Origin of the sequence: Streptomyces flavochromogenes, assembly GCF_000717595.1 — a bacterium.
Taxonomy (GTDB): Bacteria; Actinomycetota; Actinomycetes; order Streptomycetales; family Streptomycetaceae; genus Streptomyces; species Streptomyces flavochromogenes.
The window spans coordinates 205,602-228,253 of sequence record NZ_JNZO01000003.1 but is presented as its reverse complement, the minus strand read 5'-3'; the positions used below and the strand labels follow the sequence as shown (position 1 = coordinate 228,253).

At 70.8% G+C, this 22,652-nt stretch carries 19 protein-coding genes; 3 read left to right on the top strand and 16 right to left on the bottom strand.

Annotation, left to right across the window (positions count from 1 at the left end; translation table 11 throughout):
• Window positions 1-50: 50 nt before the first annotated feature.
• Window positions 51-1,589: an outer membrane protein assembly factor BamB family protein gene (locus tag IF00_RS0104785; protein WP_030314554.1), complete on the bottom strand. Its 1,539-nt coding sequence runs from the start codon at window positions 1,587-1,589 to the stop codon at window positions 51-53.
• Window positions 1,590-1,810: 221 nt separating this feature from the next.
• On the opposite strand from IF00_RS0104785, the gene IF00_RS0104780 reads away from it, so the two are divergent.
• Both IF00_RS0104780 and IF00_RS0104775 read left to right on the top strand, forming a co-directional pair.
• On the top strand, window positions 1,811-3,460 hold the full coding sequence (locus IF00_RS0104780) for an alkaline phosphatase D family protein (protein WP_030314552.1): 1,650 nt from the start codon (window positions 1,811-1,813) through the stop codon (window positions 3,458-3,460).
• Window positions 3,461-3,807: 347 nt separating this feature from the next.
• Window positions 3,808-4,770, top strand: coding sequence for a zinc metalloprotease (locus IF00_RS0104775; protein ID WP_167346843.1), 963 nt, complete (start codon window positions 3,808-3,810; stop codon window positions 4,768-4,770).
• A gap of 66 nt (window positions 4,771-4,836) precedes the next feature.
• On the opposite strand, the gene IF00_RS0104770 is transcribed toward IF00_RS0104775, so the two are convergent.
• From IF00_RS0104770 to IF00_RS0104745, 6 genes are all read right to left on the bottom strand, one after another.
• On the bottom strand, window positions 4,837-5,406 hold the full coding sequence (locus tag IF00_RS0104770; RefSeq protein WP_030314547.1) for a dienelactone hydrolase family protein: 570 nt from the start codon (window positions 5,404-5,406) through the stop codon (window positions 4,837-4,839).
• A 75-nt stretch (window positions 5,407-5,481) separates the two neighbouring features.
• On the bottom strand, window positions 5,482-7,068 hold the full coding sequence (locus tag IF00_RS0104765) for a Na+/H+ antiporter (protein ID WP_030314543.1): 1,587 nt from the start codon (window positions 7,066-7,068) through the stop codon (window positions 5,482-5,484).
• 110 nt (window positions 7,069-7,178) lie between these two features.
• Window positions 7,179-7,646 carry a GNAT family N-acetyltransferase gene (locus tag IF00_RS0104760; RefSeq protein ID WP_030314535.1) on the bottom strand — a complete coding sequence of 156 codons (468 nt, stop codon included), beginning with the start codon at window positions 7,644-7,646 and terminating at the stop codon, window positions 7,179-7,181.
• Window positions 7,643-8,584 (bottom strand): RluA family pseudouridine synthase, encoded by a 942-nt coding sequence (locus tag IF00_RS0104755; protein WP_030314534.1) that lies wholly within the window; start codon window positions 8,582-8,584, stop codon window positions 7,643-7,645. Before IF00_RS0104755 ends, IF00_RS0104760 begins: the two co-directional genes overlap by 4 nt.
• A 51-nt stretch (window positions 8,585-8,635) precedes the next feature.
• Window positions 8,636-9,259 (bottom strand): signal peptidase II, encoded by a 624-nt coding sequence (lspA, locus tag IF00_RS0104750; RefSeq protein ID WP_030314533.1) that lies wholly within the window; start codon window positions 9,257-9,259, stop codon window positions 8,636-8,638.
• A gap of 127 nt (window positions 9,260-9,386) precedes the next feature.
• Window positions 9,387-10,178: a TraR/DksA family transcriptional regulator gene (locus IF00_RS0104745; RefSeq protein WP_030314531.1), complete on the bottom strand. Its 792-nt coding sequence runs from the start codon at window positions 10,176-10,178 to the stop codon at window positions 9,387-9,389.
• A 539-nt stretch (window positions 10,179-10,717) separates the two neighbouring features.
• Between IF00_RS0104745 and ileS the strand changes: the two genes are divergently transcribed.
• Complete coding sequence (ileS, locus tag IF00_RS0104740) at window positions 10,718-13,861, top strand: isoleucine--tRNA ligase (RefSeq protein ID WP_030314530.1); 3,144 nt, start codon at window positions 10,718-10,720, stop codon at window positions 13,859-13,861.
• 227 nt (window positions 13,862-14,088) lie between these two features.
• Here the strand turns inward: ileS and IF00_RS0104735 are convergent, their stop codons facing one another.
• From IF00_RS0104735 to ftsW, 9 genes are all read right to left on the bottom strand, one after another.
• The gene (locus IF00_RS0104735; protein ID WP_030314528.1) at window positions 14,089-15,195 is read right to left on the bottom strand and encodes a DivIVA domain-containing protein; all 1,107 of its coding nucleotides are present in this window, start codon (window positions 15,193-15,195) and stop codon (window positions 14,089-14,091) included.
• A gap of 55 nt (window positions 15,196-15,250) precedes the next feature.
• On the bottom strand, window positions 15,251-15,541 hold the full coding sequence (locus IF00_RS0104730; protein WP_017238790.1) for a YggT family protein: 291 nt from the start codon (window positions 15,539-15,541) through the stop codon (window positions 15,251-15,253).
• A gap of 81 nt (window positions 15,542-15,622) precedes the next feature.
• On the bottom strand, window positions 15,623-16,246 hold the full coding sequence (locus IF00_RS0104725) for a cell division protein SepF (RefSeq protein WP_030314526.1): 624 nt from the start codon (window positions 16,244-16,246) through the stop codon (window positions 15,623-15,625).
• A 139-nt stretch (window positions 16,247-16,385) separates the two neighbouring features.
• Window positions 16,386-17,105, bottom strand: a complete 720-nt coding sequence (locus IF00_RS0104720; RefSeq protein ID WP_030314524.1) for a YggS family pyridoxal phosphate-dependent enzyme — start codon at window positions 17,103-17,105, stop codon at window positions 16,386-16,388.
• A gap of 8 nt (window positions 17,106-17,113) precedes the next feature.
• A complete protein-coding gene (gene pgeF / locus IF00_RS0104715) occupies window positions 17,114-17,842 on the bottom strand; it encodes a peptidoglycan editing factor PgeF (RefSeq protein WP_030314521.1) in 729 nt (242 codons plus the stop codon).
• Window positions 17,839-19,053, bottom strand: coding sequence for a cell division protein FtsZ (gene ftsZ / locus IF00_RS0104710; protein ID WP_030314519.1), 1,215 nt, complete (start codon window positions 19,051-19,053; stop codon window positions 17,839-17,841). The genes pgeF and ftsZ overlap by 4 nt, the downstream gene beginning before the upstream one ends.
• A 278-nt stretch (window positions 19,054-19,331) precedes the next feature.
• Window positions 19,332-20,147, bottom strand: a complete 816-nt coding sequence (locus IF00_RS0104705) for a cell division protein FtsQ/DivIB (protein ID WP_030314517.1) — start codon at window positions 20,145-20,147, stop codon at window positions 19,332-19,334.
• Window positions 20,148-20,175: 28 nt separating this feature from the next.
• Window positions 20,176-21,270, bottom strand: coding sequence for an undecaprenyldiphospho-muramoylpentapeptide beta-N-acetylglucosaminyltransferase (murG, locus tag IF00_RS0104700; protein ID WP_030314515.1), 1,095 nt, complete (start codon window positions 21,268-21,270; stop codon window positions 20,176-20,178).
• 6 nt (window positions 21,271-21,276) lie between these two features.
• A complete protein-coding gene (gene ftsW / locus IF00_RS0104695; RefSeq protein ID WP_030314513.1) occupies window positions 21,277-22,617 on the bottom strand; it encodes a putative lipid II flippase FtsW in 1,341 nt (446 codons plus the stop codon).
• Between the last annotated feature and the right edge of the window lie 35 nt (window positions 22,618-22,652).

Genomic DNA, 22,652 nt, shown 5'->3' with positions numbered 1-22,652 from the left:
ATCGGACGGAACGGCGTCCTTCGCTCCCTGATCCGCGCCCGCCCGGCGGGTCAGGGGGCGAAGGAGAGCATGCGGGGCTGGTGCTGGGCGTCGTCGCCGCTCAGACCGGCGGGCGTGATCACCAGCCGGTCACCCACGGAGGCGTTCCTCCCGGCGACCCCCATCCCGAACTCGACCCTCGCGGTGGAGGCGGGGAGCCGCAGCACGTCCTTGATGGTGTCCACGCCGCCGGGACCGACCCGGAAGACCCGCCCGGGGGACCGGAGCGTGCCCGGCTGGTAGACCGTCCCGGTCCTGCCCGGTCCGACCCGCAAGGGGTAGTAGCCGTACGAGGTCTCCTCGGCCTTCACGCCCCAGACCGGCTTTCCGGTGCCGAGGTCGTAGGCGCCGACGCGGTCGGTGCCGCCGAGCATCACGAGCCCCCCGCCGACGACGGCCTCCCGGCACGCCTGGGCGTTGGCACTGGTGTCGATGGAGTCGCCGCAGTGCTTGAACCCCTTCGGCCGGGGATCGATGGTCCTGCGGACCTTGCCGTCGGGACCGAGGGCGACGACGCGCCAGTCCTCGGCGTGGGTCTCCCGGTGCGCGGTGGTGATCACGGCCGGTGAGACGGACAGCACCTGGCCGATCCTCCGGCCCGGCTCCGTCCGGTGGCGCCAGCGCACCCTGCCCGTGGCCGGATCGATCTCCCGGACCTGGTCGTACGCCTTCTCGAGCGCGGTGATCGCGCAGTCGGCGAGCACCAGGAGCCGGCTGCCGCCCGCCACCCTGCCGGGGTAGCACTTCCCCGGGTTCTCCATGGGGATGTCGTACAGCTTCTTCCCGTCGGCGACCCGGTAGGCAGCGGCCTTCATGCTCTGGACGATCGCGACGGTGCCGCCGCTGATCGCGCTGTCCACGATGATCGTGCCGTCCCCCGCGCCGGTCTCGGTCAGCTGCTTGTGCCAGCCGGCCCTTCCGGTGCGCAGGTCGATCATCCGGAGCTGGTTGCACCGGGTCCCGGTCCAGGCCTCGACGTTCTTGAGGACGATGACGACCTTGCCGTCGGGGGTCGCGTTGACCGGGGTCTCGCAGACGGGGGTCGGGAGGTCGACGGTCCACAACTGGGCGCCGTCACTGAGCCGGTGGGCGACGACCTTCTTGTAGACGGCCTGGACGGCGGTGCCGCCGACGATCCAGAGGTCCTCGGTCGGGATGTTCCGGTGGGGCAGGTCGGTGCGGTCGTCGACGATCCAGGCACCGGCCTCGCCGGCCCGGCGCTGCCGCGCGATCTCCGCGGTGGTGGGGATGCGGGAGGGTGACGGGGTGGGGCTCACCGCCTGCCCGGGCGGCACCGTGGTCCTGGGCGGTGCCGTTGTCTTCGGGGCTCCGCCCTTCGATCCGGCGCGGGCCGTTTCGGAGCGCTCGCCGAGAAGGTAGGCGCCCGTACCGAAGACCAGCAGCAGCGCGAGGACCGCGGCGAGCAGCGGCCGACGGCGACGGGGCGGGCGAGGGGGTGGCGGGCCGTACCCCTCGGGCGCGTACGGGTTGTCCGGTACGGGCCAGGACGGCGGACGGTGCCTGTACCAGGGCTCGTTCGACTGCGACATCCGGTTCCCCCCGTGTCGTGGCGAGCGGCCTCCCTCCGGACCTGCCTCACGGAAAGCCGTTCTGATGTCGCATCAGGCTAGCGACCCCCGGGGAGGCGTCACCGCCCCGGGGCCGGATGCGACCCGGCCGCGGGGCCGGATGCGGCCTGGGGGCGACGATCCGGCGAACTTTCCCGCAAGCCCCTCCCCACCCACCGTACCCGCCAGTAATCTGACTGCCCGTGACCAGTCGTTTCATATCCTCCGCCCCCACGCGGCGCACGGTCGTCAAGGCCGCCGCCGCCACCGCCGTCACCGCGCCCGCCCTCCTCGGCGCGGCCACCACGGCCCACGCGGCCCCCGGGGCACCCGCGTTCCTCCACGGCGTCGCCTCTGGCGACCCGCTGCCCGACGGCGTCCTGCTCTGGACGCGCGTCACCCCCACCCCCGAAGCCGTGCCCGGCTCCGGCCTCGGCCCCGACGTCCAGGTCGGCTGGGAACTCGCCGAGGACCGCGCTTTCGCGCGGATCGTGTCCTCCGGTACGAGCACGGCGAGCGCCGGCTCCGACCACACGGTGAAGGCGGACGTCCGGGGCCTGCGCCCGGCCACCTCCTACTGGTTCCGCTTCACCGCGGGCTCCACCGTCTCCCCCGCAGCCCGCACCCGCACCACGCCGGCCGTCGACGCCGCCGCGCCCGGCGTCCGGTTCGGTGTGGTCTCCTGCGCGAACTGGGAGGCCGGCCACTTCTCCGCGTACCGCCATCTCGCCGCCCGCGCCGACCTGGACGCGATCCTCCACCTCGGCGACTACGTGTACGAGTACGGCAGCGGCACGTACCCGGAGGCGAAGTACACCGTCCGGCAGCACGAACCGCGCCACGAGATCGTCTCGCTGGCCGACTACCGCACCCGGCACGGCCACTACAAGACGGACACCGACCTCCAGGCGCTGCACGCGGCCCACCCGGTCATCGCCATCTGGGACGACCACGAGTTCGCCAACGACGCCTGGGAGGGCGGGGCCGAGAACCACACCCCCGGCGCCGAGGGCGACTGGGCGGCCCGGGTCGCCGCGGCCAAACAGGCCTACTTCGAGTGGATGCCCGTCCGCACCTCCACCGAGGGCACGGTCTTCCGGCGGCTGCGCTTCGGCAAGCTGGCCGATCTGCACCTCCTCGACCTGCGCTCGTTCCGCTCCGCTCCGGCGAAGACCGGCAGCGGATCGGTCGACGACCCGGCACGCAGCATCACCGGCCGCGCGCAGCTGGACTGGCTGAAGTCGGGGCTCGCGGGCTCGGACGCGACCTGGCAACTGGTCGGCACCTCGGTGATGATCTCGCCGATCGCCTTCGGCGCCCTGCCCGCCCACCTCCTGGAGCCGCTCGCCGAGCTGATGGGCCTGCCGAAGGAGGGGCTCGCGGTCAACGTCGACCAGTGGGACGGCTACACGGACGACCGCAGGGAGCTGCTCGGGCACCTCACCTCGCGGGCGATCCGCAACACGGTGTTCCTGACCGGCGACATCCACATGGCCTGGGCCAACGACGTACCGGTGAAGGCGGCGACGTACCCGTTCTCGGCGTCCGCCGCGACCGAGTTCGTGGTCACCTCGGTGACCTCGGACAACCTGGACGACCTGCTGCACGTGGCCCCGGGGACGCTCTCGGTGGTGGCCTCGGGTGCCGTCAAGGCCGCCAACCGGCACGTGAAGTGGGTGGACATGGACCACCACGGCTACGGCGTGCTCGACGTGACCGCCGAGCGCTCGCAGATGGACTACTACACGGTCTCCGACAAGGCGGACCCGGACGCGACGACGGCCTGGGCGCGCTCGTACCGGACGCTGAACGGAACGCAGCGTGTCGAGCGGGTGTACCAGCCGGTGCGCTGATGTGCCCCTGACGGCTCATTAGCGATGCTTTTCAGCCATGATCTCTCCTGTTAACAGGAGATCACATCGCTACGGCGGGTGGCTGGTTTCGGAGATCGAATCCGGACACACCACCCGCCTCCGTCACCCCAGCTGTTACGTCGAGGTCTCAAACTCCGGAAACAGCACAAGAATTTCTTCCCGATGACCCGAATTGCCCCCTGAATGATTGGGCTTGATCACTCCTCAACGGTGGCTGACATGGACGCGTAATCTCCCCGGCGTGGCGGAGGAAGTTCCTCCCCCACCCCCCACGAGGAGTCACCATGCGTGCTCTTGTCCGCATATCCCCGCGTATGTCACGTCGGATGCTCGGTACGGCAGTCATGGCCGGAACCCTGGCCCTTGCCCCGCTCTCCGCTCCGGTCGCGAGCGGAACCACCACCACCCTGGCCGGCGCCTCCGCCGAGGAATGCGCCGACGACGCCGGCGCCCTCTCCGGCGCCCGCAAGGCGCGCGGCGCCGCCGGTCACGCCGCCGAGCCGAACGAGGTCACGGCCGCCAAGGCCGCGGCCATGGACGCCGATTTCAAGAAGAAGCTGTCCGCCGCCCGTTCCGAGGGCCGCCTCAGCGCCTCCGCCGACAGAGCCGCCGCGGTGGTGAACATCCCCGTCTACTTCCACGTCATCCACTCCGGTACGACGGGCAAGCTCTCCGCGACCGCCATCACCAACCAGATGAACGTCCTGAACGCGGCGTACGCGGGCCAGGGCACCGGCAACGTGAACTCCAACTTCCAGTTCACCCTGGCCGCTACCGACTACACGGACAACGCGTCCTGGTACAACCTGTCCTCCGGCTCCACCGCCGAGAAGCAGATGAAGCAGACCCTCCGCAAGGGCGGCGCGGGCGCGCTGAACTTCTACACCGCCAACCTGGGCGGCGGCCTCCTCGGCTGGGCGACCTTCCCGTCCTCGTACGCCTCGAACCCGTCCATGGACGGCGTCGTCGTCCTCGACGCCTCGCTCCCGGGCGGCTCCGCGGCCAACTACAACCAGGGCGACACCGCCACCCACGAGGTCGGCCACTGGATGGGCCTGTACCACACGTTCCAGGGCGGCTGCAGCGGCAGCGGCGACGGCGTGGCCGACACCCCGGCCGAGAAGAGCCCGGCCTACGAGTGCCCGACCGGCCGTGACTCCTGCACCAACAAGACCGGTGTGGACCCGATCCACAACTTCATGGACTACACCTACGACGCCTGCATGTACCAGTTCACCTCGGGCCAGGTGACCCGGATGAACGACTACTGGACGGCGTACCGCGCCTGATCCGGCCGAACACGGGTGTGGCCCCCGGGGGAACTCCCCCGGGGGCCACACCCGTTCACCGCGGTCCTACAAGCTGTCCAGGAAGGCCAGCGCCACCGACCACGTCCGGTCGGCCGACTCCTCGTCCCAGTCGGGCAGCTCGGGGTCCGTGTACACGTGCCCCGCGCCCGGGTAGCGGTAGATCTCCACGTCCGCACCGGCCTTGCGCATCTGCAGGTACCAGGAGGACAGCCAGTCGTGCGTCTCGAACGGGTCGGGATCGGCCACGTGCAGCTGCACGGGCAGCTCGTCCACCACGGCCGACTCCGCGAGGTCCGAGGTGCCGTGGAAGAGCAGCAGCCCGCGCGCCTTCTCGTCGCCGAGCGCCAGGGTCTGCGCGATCGAGGCCCCGAGGGAGAGGCCCATGTAGACCAGGCCGCGCTCGGAGTACGGGGCGGCGGCGAGGACAGCCCGCTTCAGCAACTCGTCCTTGCCGATCTCGTCCCGGAGCTCCACGCCCTCCTCCACGGTCCCGACCGTCCGGCCCCCGTAGAGGTCCGGGGTCCAGACCTGATGCCCGGCGGCGCGGAGCCGCTCGGCAGCGGCCTCGACGGAAGGGGTCAGCCCGTAGGCCGAGTGGAAGAGCATGATGTCCATGCGTCCCATCCTGCCACCCACCCCACGGGACTCCGGCCGCGCCGCCCGCCCTCCCCACCGGTCGCCGCACGCCCCTCAGCGCATGCTGCGCACGTCCAGGTGCCGCAGCACCCGGTCCACCACCTCGGGGTCGGCGCCCGGCTCGCTGCGGGCCGAGAGCACCTCGTGCCGGGCGGCCGACATCAGCTCCCGCTGGATCCGCTGCACCGCCTTGAAGCGCTTCGTCCGCTCGACGAACGCTGCCCGCCGCTCCTCGTCGACCATGTCCGGACTGATCCGCGCCCCGATGTCGTACGCCCCGCGCAGCAGCCGCTCCTGCACCTCCTCGGGCAGCTCCTCGACCTCCTCGATCTCCTTGAGCCTGCGCCTGGCCGCCTTCGCGGCCCGGATGGCGAGATCCCGCTCCAGGACCCGCTCGGCGTCCGCGTCGGCCCGTACCCCGAGCCGCTTCACCAGCCAGGGCAGGGTGAGCCCCTGGACGACGAGCGTGGCGATGATCACGCAGAAGGCGATGAAGATGATCTCGTCGCGGCCGGGGAAGGGCTCGCCGTCGTCGGTGCGGAGCGGGATGGCGAGCGCGAGCGCCACCGAGGCCACGCCACGCATCCCCGCCCACCACATGACGATCGTCTCCCGCCAGCTGGTCGGGATCTCCTCGTCGACGTCCCGGCGGGTGTGCAGCCGTTTCGCCAGCCAGGTCGCCGGCAGCAGCCACAGCAGCCGGACGCCGACGACCACCCCGACGACGACGGCGCCCCAGCCGAGCATCTGCCAGCCTCGTCCCTCGGCCACCCCGAAGACATGCACGAGTTCGAGGCCGATGAGACCGAAGGCGATGCCGGTGACGAGGGTGTCGACGATCTGCCAGAACGTCTGCCCGGCGAGCCGGCCCATCACGTCGTCGGCGTCGGCCGCGTGCTCGGCGAGGAAGAGCGCGGTGACCAGCACGGCGAGGACGCCGGAGCCGTGCAGCTCCTCGGCGAGGACGTAGCTCACGAACGGCACGAGGAGGGTGAGGCCGGTCTGGAGGGTGGCGTCGCCGAGCAGCCCGATGAGCTTGTTGGCGGACCAGCCGAGCGCGAGGCCGACTGCCACGGCGACCACCGCGGACAGGACGAACTCGCCGAGCGCGTCCGGCCAGGAGAAGGAGCCGCTGACCGCGGCGGCGATGGCCACGTGGTACAGCACGATCGCGGTGACGTCGTTGAAGAGCCCCTCGCCCTCCAGGATCGACACCAGCCGCCGCGGCAGCCCGAGCGAGCCGGCGACGGCGGTCGCCGCGACCGGGTCGGGCGGGGCGACGAGGGCACCGAGCGCGATCGCGGCGGCCAGCGGAATGCCGGGCACGAGGACGTGGGCCACGGCGCCGACGGCGGCCGTGGTGACGAACACGAGGGCGACCGCGAGCAGGAAGATCGGCCGTCTGTTGGCCGCGAACTGACGCCAGGAGGTCCGCTGCACGGAGGCGTAGAGCAGCGGCGGCAGCACCAGCGGAAGGATGAACTCCGGCGGCACCTCGACGTTCGGTACGAAGGGCAGGACGGCCAGCCCGATCCCGACCAGGGTCATCAGGACGGGCGCGGGCAGTCCGAGCCGCTCACCGAGGGGGACCGTCAGCAGCGCGCCGAGCAGCAGCAAGAACAACAGGGCCAATTGATCCACGGGCACACCCTGTCACGTATGTCCGTTTTAACGGCGACCGCCCCCTGCGCACGCCCGCTCGCGGCGGGTGTGACAGGGGGCGGTCGAGCACGCGCGGTGCCCCGCGGGCCTTACAGAACCCTTCGCATGGCCCGGTGCGGCATGTCCGCGTCCGGGAACTCGGGGCCGTACGCCTCGTACCCCAGCCGCTCGTAGAAACCGAGCGCGTGGGTCTGCGCGTGCAGGTCGACCGCGGTCAGACCGCGGTCGCGCGCCACGTCCTCGATGCCCCGCACGAGCGCCGCGCCGACGCCGAGGCCGCGCGCGGCCCGGGAGACCGCGAGCCGGCCGAGCGAGCCCACCGACGAGTCGGCGCCGGTCTTGCCGACCGCGTCCGCCCCGAGAAGGAGCCGTCCGGTGCCCAGCGGAAGCCCGTCCTCGCGCACGGCGAGCACGTGCAGCGCGGTGGCGTCGTACGTGTCGTACTCCAGCTCCTGCGGAACGCCCTGCTCCACCACGAAGACCTCACGGCGGACCGCGAAGCAGGCCTCACGGTCCTCGTCGACGAGCGCCTCACGGACGCTGTACGCGCTGCTCACTGGCTCTCCGACGCGATCCGGTCCAGGGCCTTCTGGAGGTCCTCGGGGTACGTGCTGGCGAACTCGACCCACGAGCCGTCGCCCGGGTGCTCGAAGCCCAGCCGGACGGCGTGCAGCCACTGCCGGGTCAGACCGAGGCGCTTGGCGATCGTCGGGTCGGCACCGTACGTGAGGTCGCCGACGCAGGGGTGGCGGTGCGCGGACATGTGCACCCGGATCTGGTGGGTGCGGCCCGTCTCCAGCTTGATGTCGAGCAGAGACGCCGAGCGGTACGCCTCGATGAGGTCGTAGTGCGTGACGGACGCCTTGCCGTCGGCGGTGACCGCCCACTTGTAGTCGTGGTTCGGGTGCCGGCCGATGGGGGCGTCGATGGTGCCGCTCATCGGGTCGGGGTGGCCCTGCACCAGCGCGTGGTAGCGCTTGTCGACCGTGCGCTCCTTGAACTGGCGCTTGAGCGAGGTGTACGCGTACTCCGACTTGGCGACCACCATCAGACCGGAGGTGCCGACGTCGAGCCGGTGCACGATGCCCTGGCGCTCGGCGGCGCCGGAGGTGGAGATGCGGTACCCGGCGGCGGCGAGGCCACCGATGACGGTGGTGCCGGTCCAGCCGGGGCTGGGGTGTGCGGCCACACCGATCGGCTTCATGATCACGACGATGTCGTCGTCGTCGTGGACGATCTCCATGCCCTCGACGGGCTCGGCGACGATCTGCACGGGCGCGGCCGCGCCCGGCATCTCGACCTCGAGCCACGCGCCGCCGCTCACCCGCTCGGACTTGCCGACGACGGAGCCGTCGACCTGGACCTTCCCTGCGGCGGCCAGCTCGGCCGCCTTCGTACGGGAGAACCCGAACATACGGGCGATGGCGGCGTCGACGCGCTCGCCCTCCAGGCCATCGGGAACGGGCAGCGTGCGGATCTCGGGACTCGTACTCACTCGTCGAGTATGCCTTGCCCCGGGGTACTCGGGTCTCGCGGCCGGATCGGCTCAGTCCTTGTGGACGGTGCCGTCGGGGTCCAGACCCCGGAACGACAGGATCACGATGAGGATGCCGCCGCAGACGATCGCCGAGTCGGCGAGGTTGAAGACGGCGAAGTGCGCGGGGGCGATGAAGTCGACGACCGCGCCCTCGAAGACGCCCGGGGAGCGGAAGATCCGGTCCGTGAGGTTGCCCAGCGCGCCGCCGAGCAGCAGACCGAGCGCGATCGCCCAGGGCAGGCTGTAGAGCTTCCGGGCCAGCCGGATGATCACGACGATCACGGCGGCGGCGATGCAGGTGAAGATGATCGTGAAGGCCTCGCCCATGCCGAACGCCGCACCCGGGTTCCGGATGGCGTCGAAGCGGAGCCAGTCGCCGATCACCCGGATCGGCTCACGGCCCTCCAGCTTGGCGACCACGAGCATCTTGCTGCCCAGGTCGAGCAGGTAGGCGAGAACGGCGACGACGAACAGGGCGAGGATCCTGCGCCTGCCCTTCGGCCGCTCCTCGGGAGCGGCCGACCCGTCCTCGGGCGTGGCCGTACCGTCGGCGGCCACCGTCTCGTCGGAGGCGGCCGGCTCCTCGGCCCCTGCTGAATCCGGCGTACCGATGATGCGCTCCGCCTCTGCCACGTGAGTGAGTCCCTCGACCTCGATGCCTGACCGTGCACCGAGGGTACGGCACAGGCGTACGAGACCGGCAGCCGAGATCACCGGCCGCGCCGCCCTCCACCATGAGGTTCCGCGCCGCCCTCCGCCGTCAGCCGCGCCGCTCCTGCCGCTGCTTGTCCTCGACGCAGAGCGTGGCCCGCGGGAAGGCCTGCATCCGCGCCTTGCCGATCGGCTTCCCGCACACCTCGCAGAGGCCGTAGGTGCCCGCGTCGAGCCGTTCCAGGGCGTGCTCGGTCTGTTCCAGCATCTCCCGTGCGTTGGCGGCCAGGGCGAGCTCGTGCTCGCGGGTGATGTTCTTGGTGCCGGTGTCGGCCTGGTCGTCCCCCGCGCCGTCGCCCGAGTCCCGCATGAGGCCGGTGAGCTCCTCCTGGGAGTGCGCGAGCTCGCTGCGGAGCCGCAGCACCTCGGACTGGAGCTCGTTACGGGCCTCGGTGACCTCGGCCGGGGTCCACGGGTCCTCCCCGGGACGCACCGCGAGCTCGCCGGTCCGGGCGGGAGGCACGGCGGCCCCGTCCCCGGCGGTCGTGACGCCACCCGCGGTCTTCTTCACTGCCACCGTCCTGGCTCCTGTCTGCTTCTTCGCGGCGGGCGCCTTCGCGGCCGCCTTCTTCGCCACGGCCTTCTTGGCGGGCGTCCTCCTGGCGGCGGCCTCCGGGGCGACCGGCTCCTCGGCGACCGCCTCCTCCCCCACGCTCTTCTTCACGGCGGTCTTCTTCACGGCGGCCTTCTTCGCGGTGGTCTTCTTCGTGGTGGTCCTCTTCGCGACCGTCGGCGGCTCCGCGACCGTCGTCTTCTTCCCGGCCACGTCCTTGGCGCCCTCCGCCGAACCGGTGGAACCGGCGGCCGAGGGCTTCTTCGCGGCGGTCTTCTTCGCCACCATGTCGCGGCCCCTTCACATTTTGTGATCTTGCTCGCGAATCGTGCTGGGACGATAAATCGGCCCAAGGCCCGCGGCAACGGGGCACGCCGCCGTTCCCACCCGCCCCCGCACCCCTCGGGGCAGGCCTGCCTCCGTTGTGCCCAGCTCCCCGCCGGGTAATCCGTCCCGCCCCTCCCCCACATGGCCGCACAGCAAGTCCGAACCGCCCGTATGGCCATTCGGGTCACGGGAAAACCGGTCCGCCACCCCACCCCGGGGCCCGTACACTGGTCCTGGCGACAGGCTTGGATGGGGACGAGTAGCGTCGTACGCAGCCATGAGCGACCCGGGGACGGTGAGAGCCCGGGGGCGAGCCCGATGTGAAGCATCACCCCGGAGCCGTCGGAAGAAAGCCGCGGGAAACCGCGGTGACTAGACCCGGCGTCGCGACCCCAATGAGGGGGCTCTGGGCGTGCGTGCCCCGGGCCAAGGAGGGTGGTACCGCGGGAGCAGCGCTCTCGTCCCTCCGACGGAACACGACAGTCCGCCGGAGGAACTCGATGACACCGCCGCAGTACCGCCAGGTGCCCGCCCAGGTCGACCTGCCCGCGATGGAGCACGCCGTGCTCGATTTCTGGCACGAGAACAAGGTCTTCGCCAAGACCCTCGAACAGTCCGGGGGACGCCCCGAGTGGGTGTTCTACGAGGGCCCGCCGACCGCCAACGGCATGCCGGGCGCGCACCACATCGAGGCCCGCGTCTTCAAGGACGTCTTCCCCCGCTTCCGGACCATGCGCGGCTACCACGTGGCCCGCAAGGCCGGCTGGGACTGCCACGGCCTCCCGGTGGAGCTCGCCGTCGAGAAGGAGCTCGGCTTCTCCGGCAAGAAGGACATCGAGGACTACGGCATCGCCGCGTTCAACGACAAGTGCCGCGAGTCCGTGACCCGGCACACCGACGCGTTCGCCGAGCTCACGACCCGCATGGGCTACTGGGTCGACCTGGACGACGCGTACCGGACGATGGACCCCTCGTACATCGAGTCGGTCTGGTGGTCGCTGAAGCAGATCTTCGACAAGGACCTGCTCGTCCAGGACCACCGGGTCGCCCCCTGGTGCCCGCGCTGCGGCACCGGCCTCTCCGACCACGAGCTGGCCCAGGGCTACGAGACGGTCGTCGACCCCTCGGTCTACGTCCGCTTCCCGCTGACCTCCGGCCCGCTGGCCGGCAAGGCGGCGCTCCTGGTCTGGACGACGACCCCGTGGACCCTGGTGTCCAACACGGCGGTCGCCGCCCACCCCGAGGTCACCTACGTCGTCGCCACCGACGGCGACGAGCGGGTCGTCGTCGCCCAGCCGCTGGTCGAGAAGGCGCTCGGCGAGGGCTGGGTCACCACCGGCGAGTCCTTCACGGGCGCCGAGATGGAGCGCTGGACCTACCAGCGCCCCTTCGAGCTCGTCGAGTTCCCGGCCGAGGCCCACTACGTCGTGAACGCCGAGTACGTGACGACCGAGGACGGTACGGGTCTCGTCCACCAGTCCCCCGCCTTCGGTGAGGACGACCTCAAGGTCTGCAAGGCGTACGGCCTGCCGGTCGTGAACCCGGTCCGCCCCGACGGCACCTTCGAGGAGGACGTGCCGCTGGTCGGCGGCGTCTTCTTCAAGAAGGCCGACGAGGCGCTCACCGCCGACCTGGACGCGCGCGGACTGCTCTTCAAGCACATCGCGTACGAGCACAGCTACCCGCACTGCTGGCGCTGCCACACGGCGCTGCTGTACTACGCGCAGCCGTCCTGGTACATCCGCACGACCGCGGTCAAGGACCGGATGCTCGCCGAGAACGAGCGGACGAACTGGTTCCCGGACTCGGTCAAGCACGGCCGCTTCGGCGACTGGCTGACCAACAACGTCGACTGGGCGCTCTCCCGGAACCGCTACTGGGGCACCCCGCTGCCGATCTGGCGCTGCGAGGACGACCACCTGACCTGTGTGGGCTCGCGCGCCGAGCTGACCGAGCTGACGGGCACCGACCAGTCGCAGCTCGACCCGCACCGCCCGTACATCGACGCCGTGACCTTCGGCTGCCCGACGGAGGGCTGCTCCCTGGAGGCCGTCCGCGTCCCGGAGGTCATCGACGCCTGGTACGACTCGGGCTCGATGCCGTTCGCGCAGTACGGCTACCCGTACGAGAACAAGGAACTCTTCGAGTCCCGCTACCCGGCGCAGTTCATCTCCGAGGCCATCGACCAGACGCGAGGCTGGTTCTACACGCTGATGGCCGTCGGCACGCTGGTCTTCGACAAGTCGTCCTACGAGAACGTGGTCTGCCTGGGCCACATCCTCGCCGAGGACGGCCGCAAGATGTCCAAGCACCTGGGGAACATCCTCCAGCCGATCCCGCTGATGGACCAGCACGGCGCCGACGCGGTCCGCTGGTTCATGGCGGCCGGCGGCTCGCCGTGGGCGGCGCGCCGGGTGGGCCACGGCACGATCCAGGAGGTCGTCCGCAAGACCCTCCTGACGTACTGGAACACGGTGGCCTTCCAGGCGCTGTACGCCCGCACGTCCGGCTGGGCCCCGTCGGCCGCGGACCCGGCTCCGGCCGACCGCACGGTCCTCGACAAGTGGCTGCTCTCCGAGCTGAACACGCTGGTCGCCGAGACGACCGAGGCGATGGAGTCGTACGACACCCAGCGCACCGGCAAGCTGATCTCGGCCTTCGTCGACGATCTCTCCAACTGGTACGTGCGCCGCTCGCGCCGCCGTTTCTGGCAGGGCGACAAGGCGGCCCTCCGCACCCTCCACGACGTGGTGGAGACGGTCACGCGCCTGATGGCCCCGCTGACCCCGTTCATCACCGAGCGGGTCTGGCAGGACCTGGTGGTGCCCGTGTCGCCGGACGCCCCCGAGTCGGTCCACCTGGCGACCTGGCCGGAGGCGGACACGACGGCGATCGACAAGACGCTCTCGGAGCAGATGCTCCTCGTCCGGCGTCTGGTGGAGCTGGGCCGGGCGACGCGCGCGGAGTCGGGCGTGAAGACCCGCCAGCCGCTCTCCCGGGCCCTGGTGGCGGCGACGGGCTTCGCGGCCCTCTCCGCCGACCTCCAGGCCCAGATCACGGAGGAGCTGAACGTCAGCTCCCTCGCCTCCCTCTCGGACGTGGGCGGCTCGCTGGTGGACACCACCGCCAAGGCGAACTTCCGCGCCCTGGGCAAGCGCTTCGGCAAGGGTGTCCAGGACGTGGCGAAGGCGGTGGCTGCGGCGGACGCGGCGGCGCTGTCCCTGGCCCTCCGGTCGGGCGAGGCCACCCTGGCGGTGAACGGCGAGGACATCACCGTCACCCCCGAGGAGGTCATCATCACGGAGACGCCCCGCGAAGGCTGGTCGGTGGCCTCGGACGCGGGCGCGACGGTCGCCCTGGACCTGGAGATCACTCCGGAGCTCCGCAAGGCGGGCCTGGCACGTGACGCGATCCGCCTGATCCAGGAGGCCCGCAAGAACAGCGGCCTGGACGTGGCCGACCGGATCGCCCTGCGCTGGCTGACGGACTCCCCGGAGACGGCGGAGGCCCTGACGGCCCACGCGGCCCTGATCGCGGACGAGGTCCTGGCCACGGACCACGCCCAGGGCGAGGCGGACGCCACGTACGGCGACCCGTTCACGGACGAGTCCCTGAACCTCACGTTCCGCCTCCGCAAGGCCTGAGCGGTACGGGGAAGGGCCCGGCACCTCCCGGTGCCGGGCCCTTCCCCGTCCCCACGCCCCGCTCGCGCCCCCGTCGCCCCGCCGTGCGGCGGGTGGGCATCGCGCAGCGGGGCGAATGCCCCTCCGAGGCCAGGCCCCGGGTACGGCAAAGGGCCGGGCCCCGGTTTCCCGGGGCCCGGCCCTTCAGCCTGCCGACGGCTACGCGCTCATCGCGCGACCGCGCGCCGTCAGTTGTCGTCCTCGTCGATCAGGAAGCCACGCATCGGCGCCGGCGCCTGCTGCATCGGCTGCGGAGCCTGCGGACGGACCGGAGCCATCGGCTGGGTCATCGCCGGGGACATCTGCTGCTGGCCGCCGTAGGACGGGGCGCCGCCCATGGACGGTCCACCACCCATTCCGCCGTTGCCGCCGTAGGACGGCGCACCGGCGCCGGCCGAGGCCATCGACGGGGCCGGCGGCAGCGAGGCCGTGGCCGGGGTGCGCGGCGGGGCGAGCGAGTCGTCGGCCTGGGTCTCCAGCTGACGCAGCTGCGACTCCAGGTACGACTTCAGACGCGTACGGTACTCGCGCTCGAAGCCGCGCAGGTCCTCGACCTTGCGCTCCAGCGTGGCGCGGGCGGACTCCAGGGAGCCCATCGCGACGCGGTGCTTCTCCTGCGCGTCCCGCTCAAGAGCGTCCGCCTTGGCGCGGGCGTCCCGCTCCAGGCCCTCGGCGCGCGAGCGCGCCTCGCCGACGATCTTGTTGGCCTCGGAGCGGGCCTCGGCGATCGCCTGGTCGGCGGTCTGCTGGGCCAGCGAGAGGACACGCGCGGCACTGTCGCCACCGGGGCCCTGCTGGGGCTGCTGCATCTGCGGCGGCATCTGCTGCTGCATCTGCTGCTGCGGGTGCCCCATGGGGCCGCCCTGCATCGGGCCGGGGCCCATCGGGCCGCCCTGCATCGGACCACCCTGCATGGGGCCGCCCTGCATGGGGCCACCCTGCATCGGGCCGGCGGGAAGCTGCGGGGCACCGGACGGAAGCTGCGGCGGGCCCATCTGCGGCGGCTGCTGCTGGACCGGCGGTCCGGATATGGCGGCGGGCACGGGCGCGCCGGGACCGACGGGACGATCCTGCTGCTCCGGGGGCTTGCGCATCCCCTGCTGCTGCTGGTTCTGCGCGGCGGCACGGGTCGCGGCGGCCAGCTTGGCGCGCAGGTCCTCGTTCTCGCGGAGCAGGCGGGTCAGCTCGGCCTCGACCTCGTCGAGGAAGGCATCGACCTCGTCCTCGTCATAGCCTTCTCGGAGGCGGACGGTCGTGAACTGCTTGTTCCGCACGTCCTCGGGGGTCAGCGGCATCTCTTCTTCACCTCTACGTAGTCGTCGGCAGTCGGCAAGACCGTATCGTCCACATTCACCTCGCGAAGCTGCTCACGATGGAGATCAGGATGTAGACGATGATCATCAGAACGAAGAAGGACAGGTCGAGTGCCACGCCCCCGAGACGCAGCGGCGGGATGAGTCGCCGCAGAAGCTTGAGCGGTGGATCGGTGACAGTGTAGGTGGCCTCAAGGACGACCACCATCGCCTTACCGGGTTGCCATGAACGGGCGAACTGGAAGACGTAGTCCATGACAAGTCGGACGATGAGGAGGACGAGGAAGCACATCAGCACGATGTAGACCACCTGTAGTGCGACGCCCATCCCGCGTTTCCCTCTCCCCTGACCTACGTGCTCTCACTTGTTCCGGCCGCTTCGCGACCGGTCCGTCCGGTTCTCGTGTTCTCAGCTCTGGTTGAAGAATCCGCCCTCTGCGATCCGGGCCTTGTCCTCCGCCGTGACATCGACGTTAGCAGGCGACAACAGGAACACCTTCTGCGTCACGCGCTCAATGCTGCCATGGAGCCCGAAGACGAGTCCGGCGGCAAAGTCGACAAGTCGCTTCGCATCCGTGTCGTCCATCTCCGTGAGGTTCATGATCACCGGAGTGCCCTCACGGAAGTGTTCCCCGATGGTACGGGCCTCGTTGTAGGTCCGGGGGTGCAGCGTGGTGATGCGGTAGGGCTCCCGCTCGGACACGACCTTGGGCATGATCACGGGTGCGTTCTTCTCCATGCTGGGACGTTCGGGTGTGATGGATGCCACGGGGGCAATTCGGGCCGGACGTCCACTTTCGGCGAGTACCGGAACAGAATGGGACATCGGCTCGCGGGGGGCCGGAGGCTGCACCACTCGTACCGGTTCCTCACGCTCCACCTGTCGCGGGGGGGCGATGTGGCGCCGGTCGCGCTCGGGCTCCGGCTCCAGCTCGGGTTCGAAGTCGTCGTCGGGGTCGAAGCCCCGGCCGTCGTACCCATCGTCCTCCACGAGGCCGAGGTAGACCGCCATCTTGCGCATCGCGCCGGCCATTCTCTGAGTCCTCCGCTCTGTGGTGGATCGCCATACCGGCCGATGTCGCAGCGTCACCAAGTGCCCGCGATCCACGGGTCGTCCCGCCGTTCTGCGGAATGACCATATTTTCTGCTGTGGTCCGACTTGCTTCGCGACGTTACCCGAGCTTCGGGCGGACTCCGAGTACCGCCGTACCGACGCGTACGTGTGTCGCCCCGGCAGCGACGGCCTCTTCGAGGTCCGCGCTCATCCCTGCTGACACCATGTTCGCAGCCGGACGGGTCGCGCGCAGGGCAGTCGACAAATCCATCAGCCTGTCGAAGGCGGCGCGTTGCCGTCCCGCGTACGGGCCGGAGAGCGGGGCCACGGTCATGAGTCCGTCGAGCCGCAGCCCCGGGGCGGCGTCCACCGCGGCCGCCAACTCCTCGATCCCGTCGGGTGCGATCCCGCCGCGGTCGCCCCGCTCGCCCGACTCGGCGTCGAGCGCGACCTGGAGGAGACAGCCGAGCTCTCGGCCCTCCTTCTCCGCGGCCGCGGAGAGCGAGGAAATGAGCTTCAAGCGGTCGACAGACTGCACCACATCGGCATAACCCACCACGGATCTGACCTTGTTGGTCTGCAACTGACCCACGAAGTGCCAGGTCAGATCAAGGTCGGCACAGGCGGCCGCCTTCGGGGCGGCGTCCTGGTCCCGGTTCTCGGCGACGTGCCGCACGCCGAGTCCGTGGAGGATCCTCACGTCGCTCGCGGGGTAGGTCTTGGTGACCACGACGAGCGTCACCTCTTCCCGCGGGCGCCCGGCGGCGGCACAGGCGGCGGCGATGCGCGCCTCCACCCGGGCCAGATTCTCGGCGAGTTCCGACGAGCGGTCCGTCATGTCTCTTCTCAGTCCAACCAGACATATCCCGCGAGTCGCCCCGTGGTGCGATCGCGGCGGTACGAGTAGTGGTCACCGGATTCCCGGGTGCAGACCGTACTGGCCTGCCGATCCGTGACGCCCAGCCGTTCGAGCTGGGCGAGGACTCCGGCGGTGACGTCGACGGCCGGGGTGCCCCAGCTCGTCTCGGCCCAGGCGGCGGGCTCGGTCCCGGCGACCTCGGTCCGCATGGCCTCCGGCACCTCGTAGCAACGCCCGCAGACGGCGGGGCCGGTGCGGGCGACGATACGGGCGGGGTCGGCGCCGAGATCGATCATGGCCGCGACCGCGGCGGGAACGACGCCCGCCACCATCCCGGGCCGCCCGGCGTGGGCGGCGGCCGCGACCCCGGCGACCGGATCGGCGAGGAGGACGGGGACGCAGTCCGCGGTGAGGACGGCGAGGGCGAGTCCGGGCCGGGAGGTGACGAGGGCGTCCACCGACGGGATCCCGTCGGTGCCCCACGGCCCCTCGACCTCGGCGACGTCCGCGCCGTGGACCTGGTTCATCCAGACCACCGACGCGGGGTCGAGCCCGAGGGCGCCGGCCGCGAGCGCCCGGTTGGTCCGGACCGCCTCGGGGGTGTCCCCCACCGCGCCGCCGAGGTTGAGCTCCTCGTACGGAACGGCGCTCACCCCGCCCCACCTGTCGGTGAAGGCGAAGTGCGCGCCGTTCGCGTCGAAGCGCTGTCCTATCACTTCAGGAAGTCCGGGACGTCCAGCTCTTCGGCCTGGCTGTCCGCGTACGGACGGGCCGGCGGGACGACCGGAGGGGCGGCCGACAGCGGGGTCTCGTTGACCGCCGGCGCGGGCTCGGCCGGAACCGGGGCCGGCTCCTCGCGCGGGGCGACCGTGCCCAGGCCGCCCAGCGGGCGGGAGGTCTCGACGTGGCGGGGGGCCGGGGCCGGCTCCTCGCGCTTGGCGGAGACCGAGCCGATGATGTTGTCCCGGCGGGCCGGCGGCTGGCCGCCGTCGAAGCCGGCCGCGATGACGGTGACCCGGACCTCGTCGCCCAGGGCGTCGTCGATGACGGCACCGAAGATGATGTTGGCCTCGGGGTGGGCGGCCTCGCTGACCAGCTGCGCGGCCTCGTTGATCTCGAAGAGACCGAGGTCGCTGCCGCCGGAGATGGAGAGCAGCACGCCACGGGCGCCGTCGATGGAGGCCTCCAGGAGCGGCGAGGAGATCGCCATCTCCGCCGCCGCCACGGCGCGGTCGTCGCCGCGGGCGGAGCCGATGCCCATCAGGGCCGAACCGGCCTCGGACATGACCGACTTGACGTCGGCGAAGTCGAGGTTGATCAGACCCGGGGTGGTGATGAGGTCGGTGATGCCCTGCACACCGCTCAGCAGCACCTGGTCGGCCGACTTGAAGGCGTCGAGCACGGAGACCTGACGGTCCGAGATCGACAGGAGCCGGTCGTTGGGGATGACGATGAGGGTGTCGACCTCTTCGCGGAGTTCGGCGATGCCGTCCTCCGCCTGGTTGGCGCGACGGCGGCCCTCGAAGGTGAACGGCCGGGTGACCACACCGATCGTGAGGGCGCCGAGCGAGCGCGCGATGTTGGCGACGACGGGTGCGCCGCCGGTGCCGGTGCCGCCGCCCTCTCCGGCGGTGACGAAGACCATGTCGGCCCCCTTGAGGACCTCCTCGATCTCCTCACGGTGGTCCTCTGCCGCCTTGCGACCGACGGCCGGGTTCGCCCCGGCGCCGAGGCCACGGGTGAGTTCACGGCCGACGTCGAGCTTGACGTCGGCGTCGCTCATCAACAGCGCTTGCGCGTCGGTGTTGATGGCGATGAACTCGACGCCCTTGAGACCGACCTCGATCATTCGGTTGATGGCATTGACACCACCGCCGCCGACACCGATGACCTTGATGACTGCGAGGTAGTTCTGCGGTGCTGCCACGTCGAAGGCCTCTCGCCTCGAGTTACGTGTCGTCGCTGCGCGGTTGTTCGCGCGGCTCCGACGGATGCCGATTGGGACGGTCCGAAACGCCGACCCAAACCCTAACGTTGAAGTTTAGGGTTACCAGTGTCTCTGTTCGCTGGACTCTTCCGAACAGGACACTAAGTCGACAAGTGGCGCACGTTCAACGAACACGCCGAACCTCCCGTTTTTCTTTTCACCCTATGTGATCACCCGTAGCGCTGGCCAACCAGGGGGCTGGCCAGGGGTGATTCCCGTCAACTCCCGGACGAGGCGGGCGCCGTGGGGGCACTTACATCGAAGTGTCCCGCTTTGGGAGTTGCTTTCAGGAGCGCGGTGAGAACGCGGGCCTTGACGGGACCGTGTTCTCCGCTGCCCCAGAAGACGGTGCGCCCCCTGGTCAGCTCCAGAGTGACGGAGTCGTACGAGGTGACGCGTACGACACGAGTGTTCCGGGCGATTTCGGCCGGGAGTTCACCCCGGACGCGCACCGCCTCCCGGAGCAGCCGGTCGGCGCCGAAGCGGCGCAGGCTCGGCGAGGAGGCGATGTCGAGGACGAGTCGGGGGACGCCCCGGGGAGCGGTGTCGACGGTGGCGAACCGCATTCCGGTTGCGTCCACTTCGATGAACTTTCCGCCCTTTTCCATCAGAAGAACAGGCTTCCGTTCCGTCACTTTCAGCCTGATTCCGTGCGGCCAGGACCGCTCGACGTCCACCGACTCGATCCGCGGGAATCCCTCCCGCAGCCGTGCCTCGATGGCCTCGGTGTCGACGGTGACGAGCGGGGCGCCCACCGGGACGGCGGCGACGGACTCGACCTCGCGCGGGGTCAGGACCGAGGTGCCGGAAGTCTTCACACGTTCTACACGGAACCAGTTCGAGCCGTAGAGCGCCCAGATCCCGCCGGCCACGAGCAGGAGACCGGCGAGGGCGATGAGGAGCGCCCGGGTGCCGGGCACCCGGAACTTGCGATTCCGGGTGCCCGTGCGGGACGGACCGTCCGACGAGCCCTTCGACGACCTCTTCGACTCGCTCGCGCCGCTCTTCTCCGCGGTCGTCGGTCCGGCTGCCACGTGGCGTCTCCTGCCCTCAGCCGCCGCGCTACGCCTGCCGGCGCGCGGCGATCGCCTCGTACACCATGCCGACGAGGAGATCGTCGGCATCCCGGCGGCCGAACTCGGCGGCGGCGCGGGACATCTCGTACAACCGGTGCGGATCGGCCAGTACGGGCAGGACGTTGCCCTGCACCCACTGCGGCGACAGCTCCGCGTCGTCGACGAGGAGTCCACCGCCGGCCTTGACCACCGGCTGGGCGTTGAGCCGCTGTTCGCCGTTGCCGATCGGCAGCGGTACGTACGCGGCGGGAAGCCCGACGGCGGAGAGCTCGGCGACGGTCATGGCGCCCGCGCGGCAGAGCATCATGTCGGCCGCGGCGTACGCGAGATCCATCCGGTCCACGTACGGTACCGGCACGTAGGGCGGCATTCCGGGCATGTTGTCGACGCGCGGCATTTCGTTCTTCGGGCCGACCGCGTGCAGGATCTGGATGCCGGAGCGCTGGAGCACCGGGGCGATCTGCTGGATCACCTCGTTGAGCCGCCGGGCGCCCTGCGAGCCGCCGGAGACGAGGAGCGTCGGCAGGTTGGGGTCGAGCCCGAACGCGGCGCGCGCCTCGGGGCGCACACGCGCCCGGTCCAGGGTCGCGATGGTGTGCCGCAGCGGAATGCCGATGTAACGGGCGTTGCGGAGCTTGCTGTCCGGGGTCGCGACGGCGACCCCGGCCGCGTACCGCGAACCGATCTTGTTGGCCAGGCCGGGCCTGGCGTTCGCCTCGTGGACCACGATCGGCACCCCGAGGCGCTTGGCCGCCAGATAGCCGGGCAGCGCCACATAGCCGCCGAAGCCCACCACGCAGTCCGCCTTGGTGCGCTCCAGGATCTGCTCGGCCGCCTTGATGGTGCCGCGCAGCCGCCCGGGAACGGTGATCAGCTCGGGGGTGGGCTTGCGGGGCAGCGGTACGGCGGGGATGAGGGCCAACTCGTAGCCCCGCTCGGGCACGAGCCGGGTCTCCAGACCCTTCTCCGTGCCGAGCGCCGTGATCCCCACGCTGGGGTCCTGCCTGCGCAGGGCGTCCGCGAGGGCCAGCGCGGGCTCGATGTGGCCGGCGGTCCCCCCGCCGGCGAGTACGACATGCACCGAAATTCACCGCTCTCCGGACGGGCGCTTCTTGACGCGCCGTCGCATCGACTTCCATCTCACCCCGGCCCGCTTGCCCCAGCCGGGGCGGCGCATGGCCAGGGCCGCTTTCGCGGCGGGTTCCTGTCGCGCGAAGGCGATGAGGAGCCCGACGGCGAACATGGTCGGCAGCAGGGCCGACCCACCGTAGGAGAACAACGGGAGCGGGACACCGGCGATCGGCAGCAGACCGAGCACCGCACCGATGTTGATCACGGCCTGAGCCGTGATCCAGGTGGTCACACCTCCCGCGGCGAACCTCACGAAGGGGTCCTCCGTGCCTCCGGCCACGCGGATACCCGCATAGCCTAGAGCCGCGAACAGGGCGAGTACCGACAGCGTCCCCGCGAGACCCAGTTCCTCACCGGTGACCGCGAAGATGAAGTCGGTGTGCGCCTCGGGCAGTTGGCCCCATTTCTCGATGCTCGCACCGAGTCCGGAACCGAACCATCCGCCCGACGCCAGAGCATAGATTCCGTGCGCGGCCTGCAGACAGGGGGCTCCCTCGCCGCCGGGGTCGGAGGCTCCGATGCACTGGAACCGGTCCATCCGGTGCGGGCTCGTCTTGATGAGCAGCGCCCCGAGGGCGGCGGCCACCGCGAGCACCCCGACGAAGAGCCGGGTGGGCGCTCCGGCGGTCCACAGCAGGCCGAAGAGGATCGCGGTGAGGATGATCGCGGTGCCCATGTCGCCGCCGAGCATGATCAGCCCGAGCAGCATGAAGGCACCCGGGACCAGCGGCACCAGCATGTGCTTCCACTGCGTGAGCAGCCGCATGTCGTTCTTGCGGGCGAGCAGGTCCGCGCCCCAGAGGATCAGCGCCAGTTTGCCGAACTCGCTGGGCTGGAGCATGAACGGGCCGCCCAGCGAGATCCAGTTCTGGTTGCCGCCGACGGAGTGCCCTATCCCCGGGATCTGCACGAGCACCATCAGGAAGACCGCGCCGACCAGGATGGGGTAGGCGAGGGCCCGGTGGAGCTTCACGGGCATGCGTGAGGCGATCAGGAGCAGTCCGGTGCCCAGGAGCGCGGCGAAGAACTGCTTCCGGAAGAAGTAGGAGGGCACCAGCTCGTAGCGGAGTGCCGTGATCATCGAGGCGGAGTAGACCATCACGAGGCCGAGCGCGGTGATGAGCATGCCCGCGCCGATGATCACGTAATACGCCGTGAGCGGCCGGTCCCAGGCCTTCCGCGCCCGCTCGTGGAGCCGTCGCAGGCCCCCGCCGCGGGGTCGCCGCGGGGTCGCGGGGGCCCGCCCTCCGCCGCGTACGGCGGAGGGCCCGCGTGTCCCTGCGATCTTGCTCGGCATGGTCGCTGCCCCCTCCGGTCGTGCCCGGTCCTGCC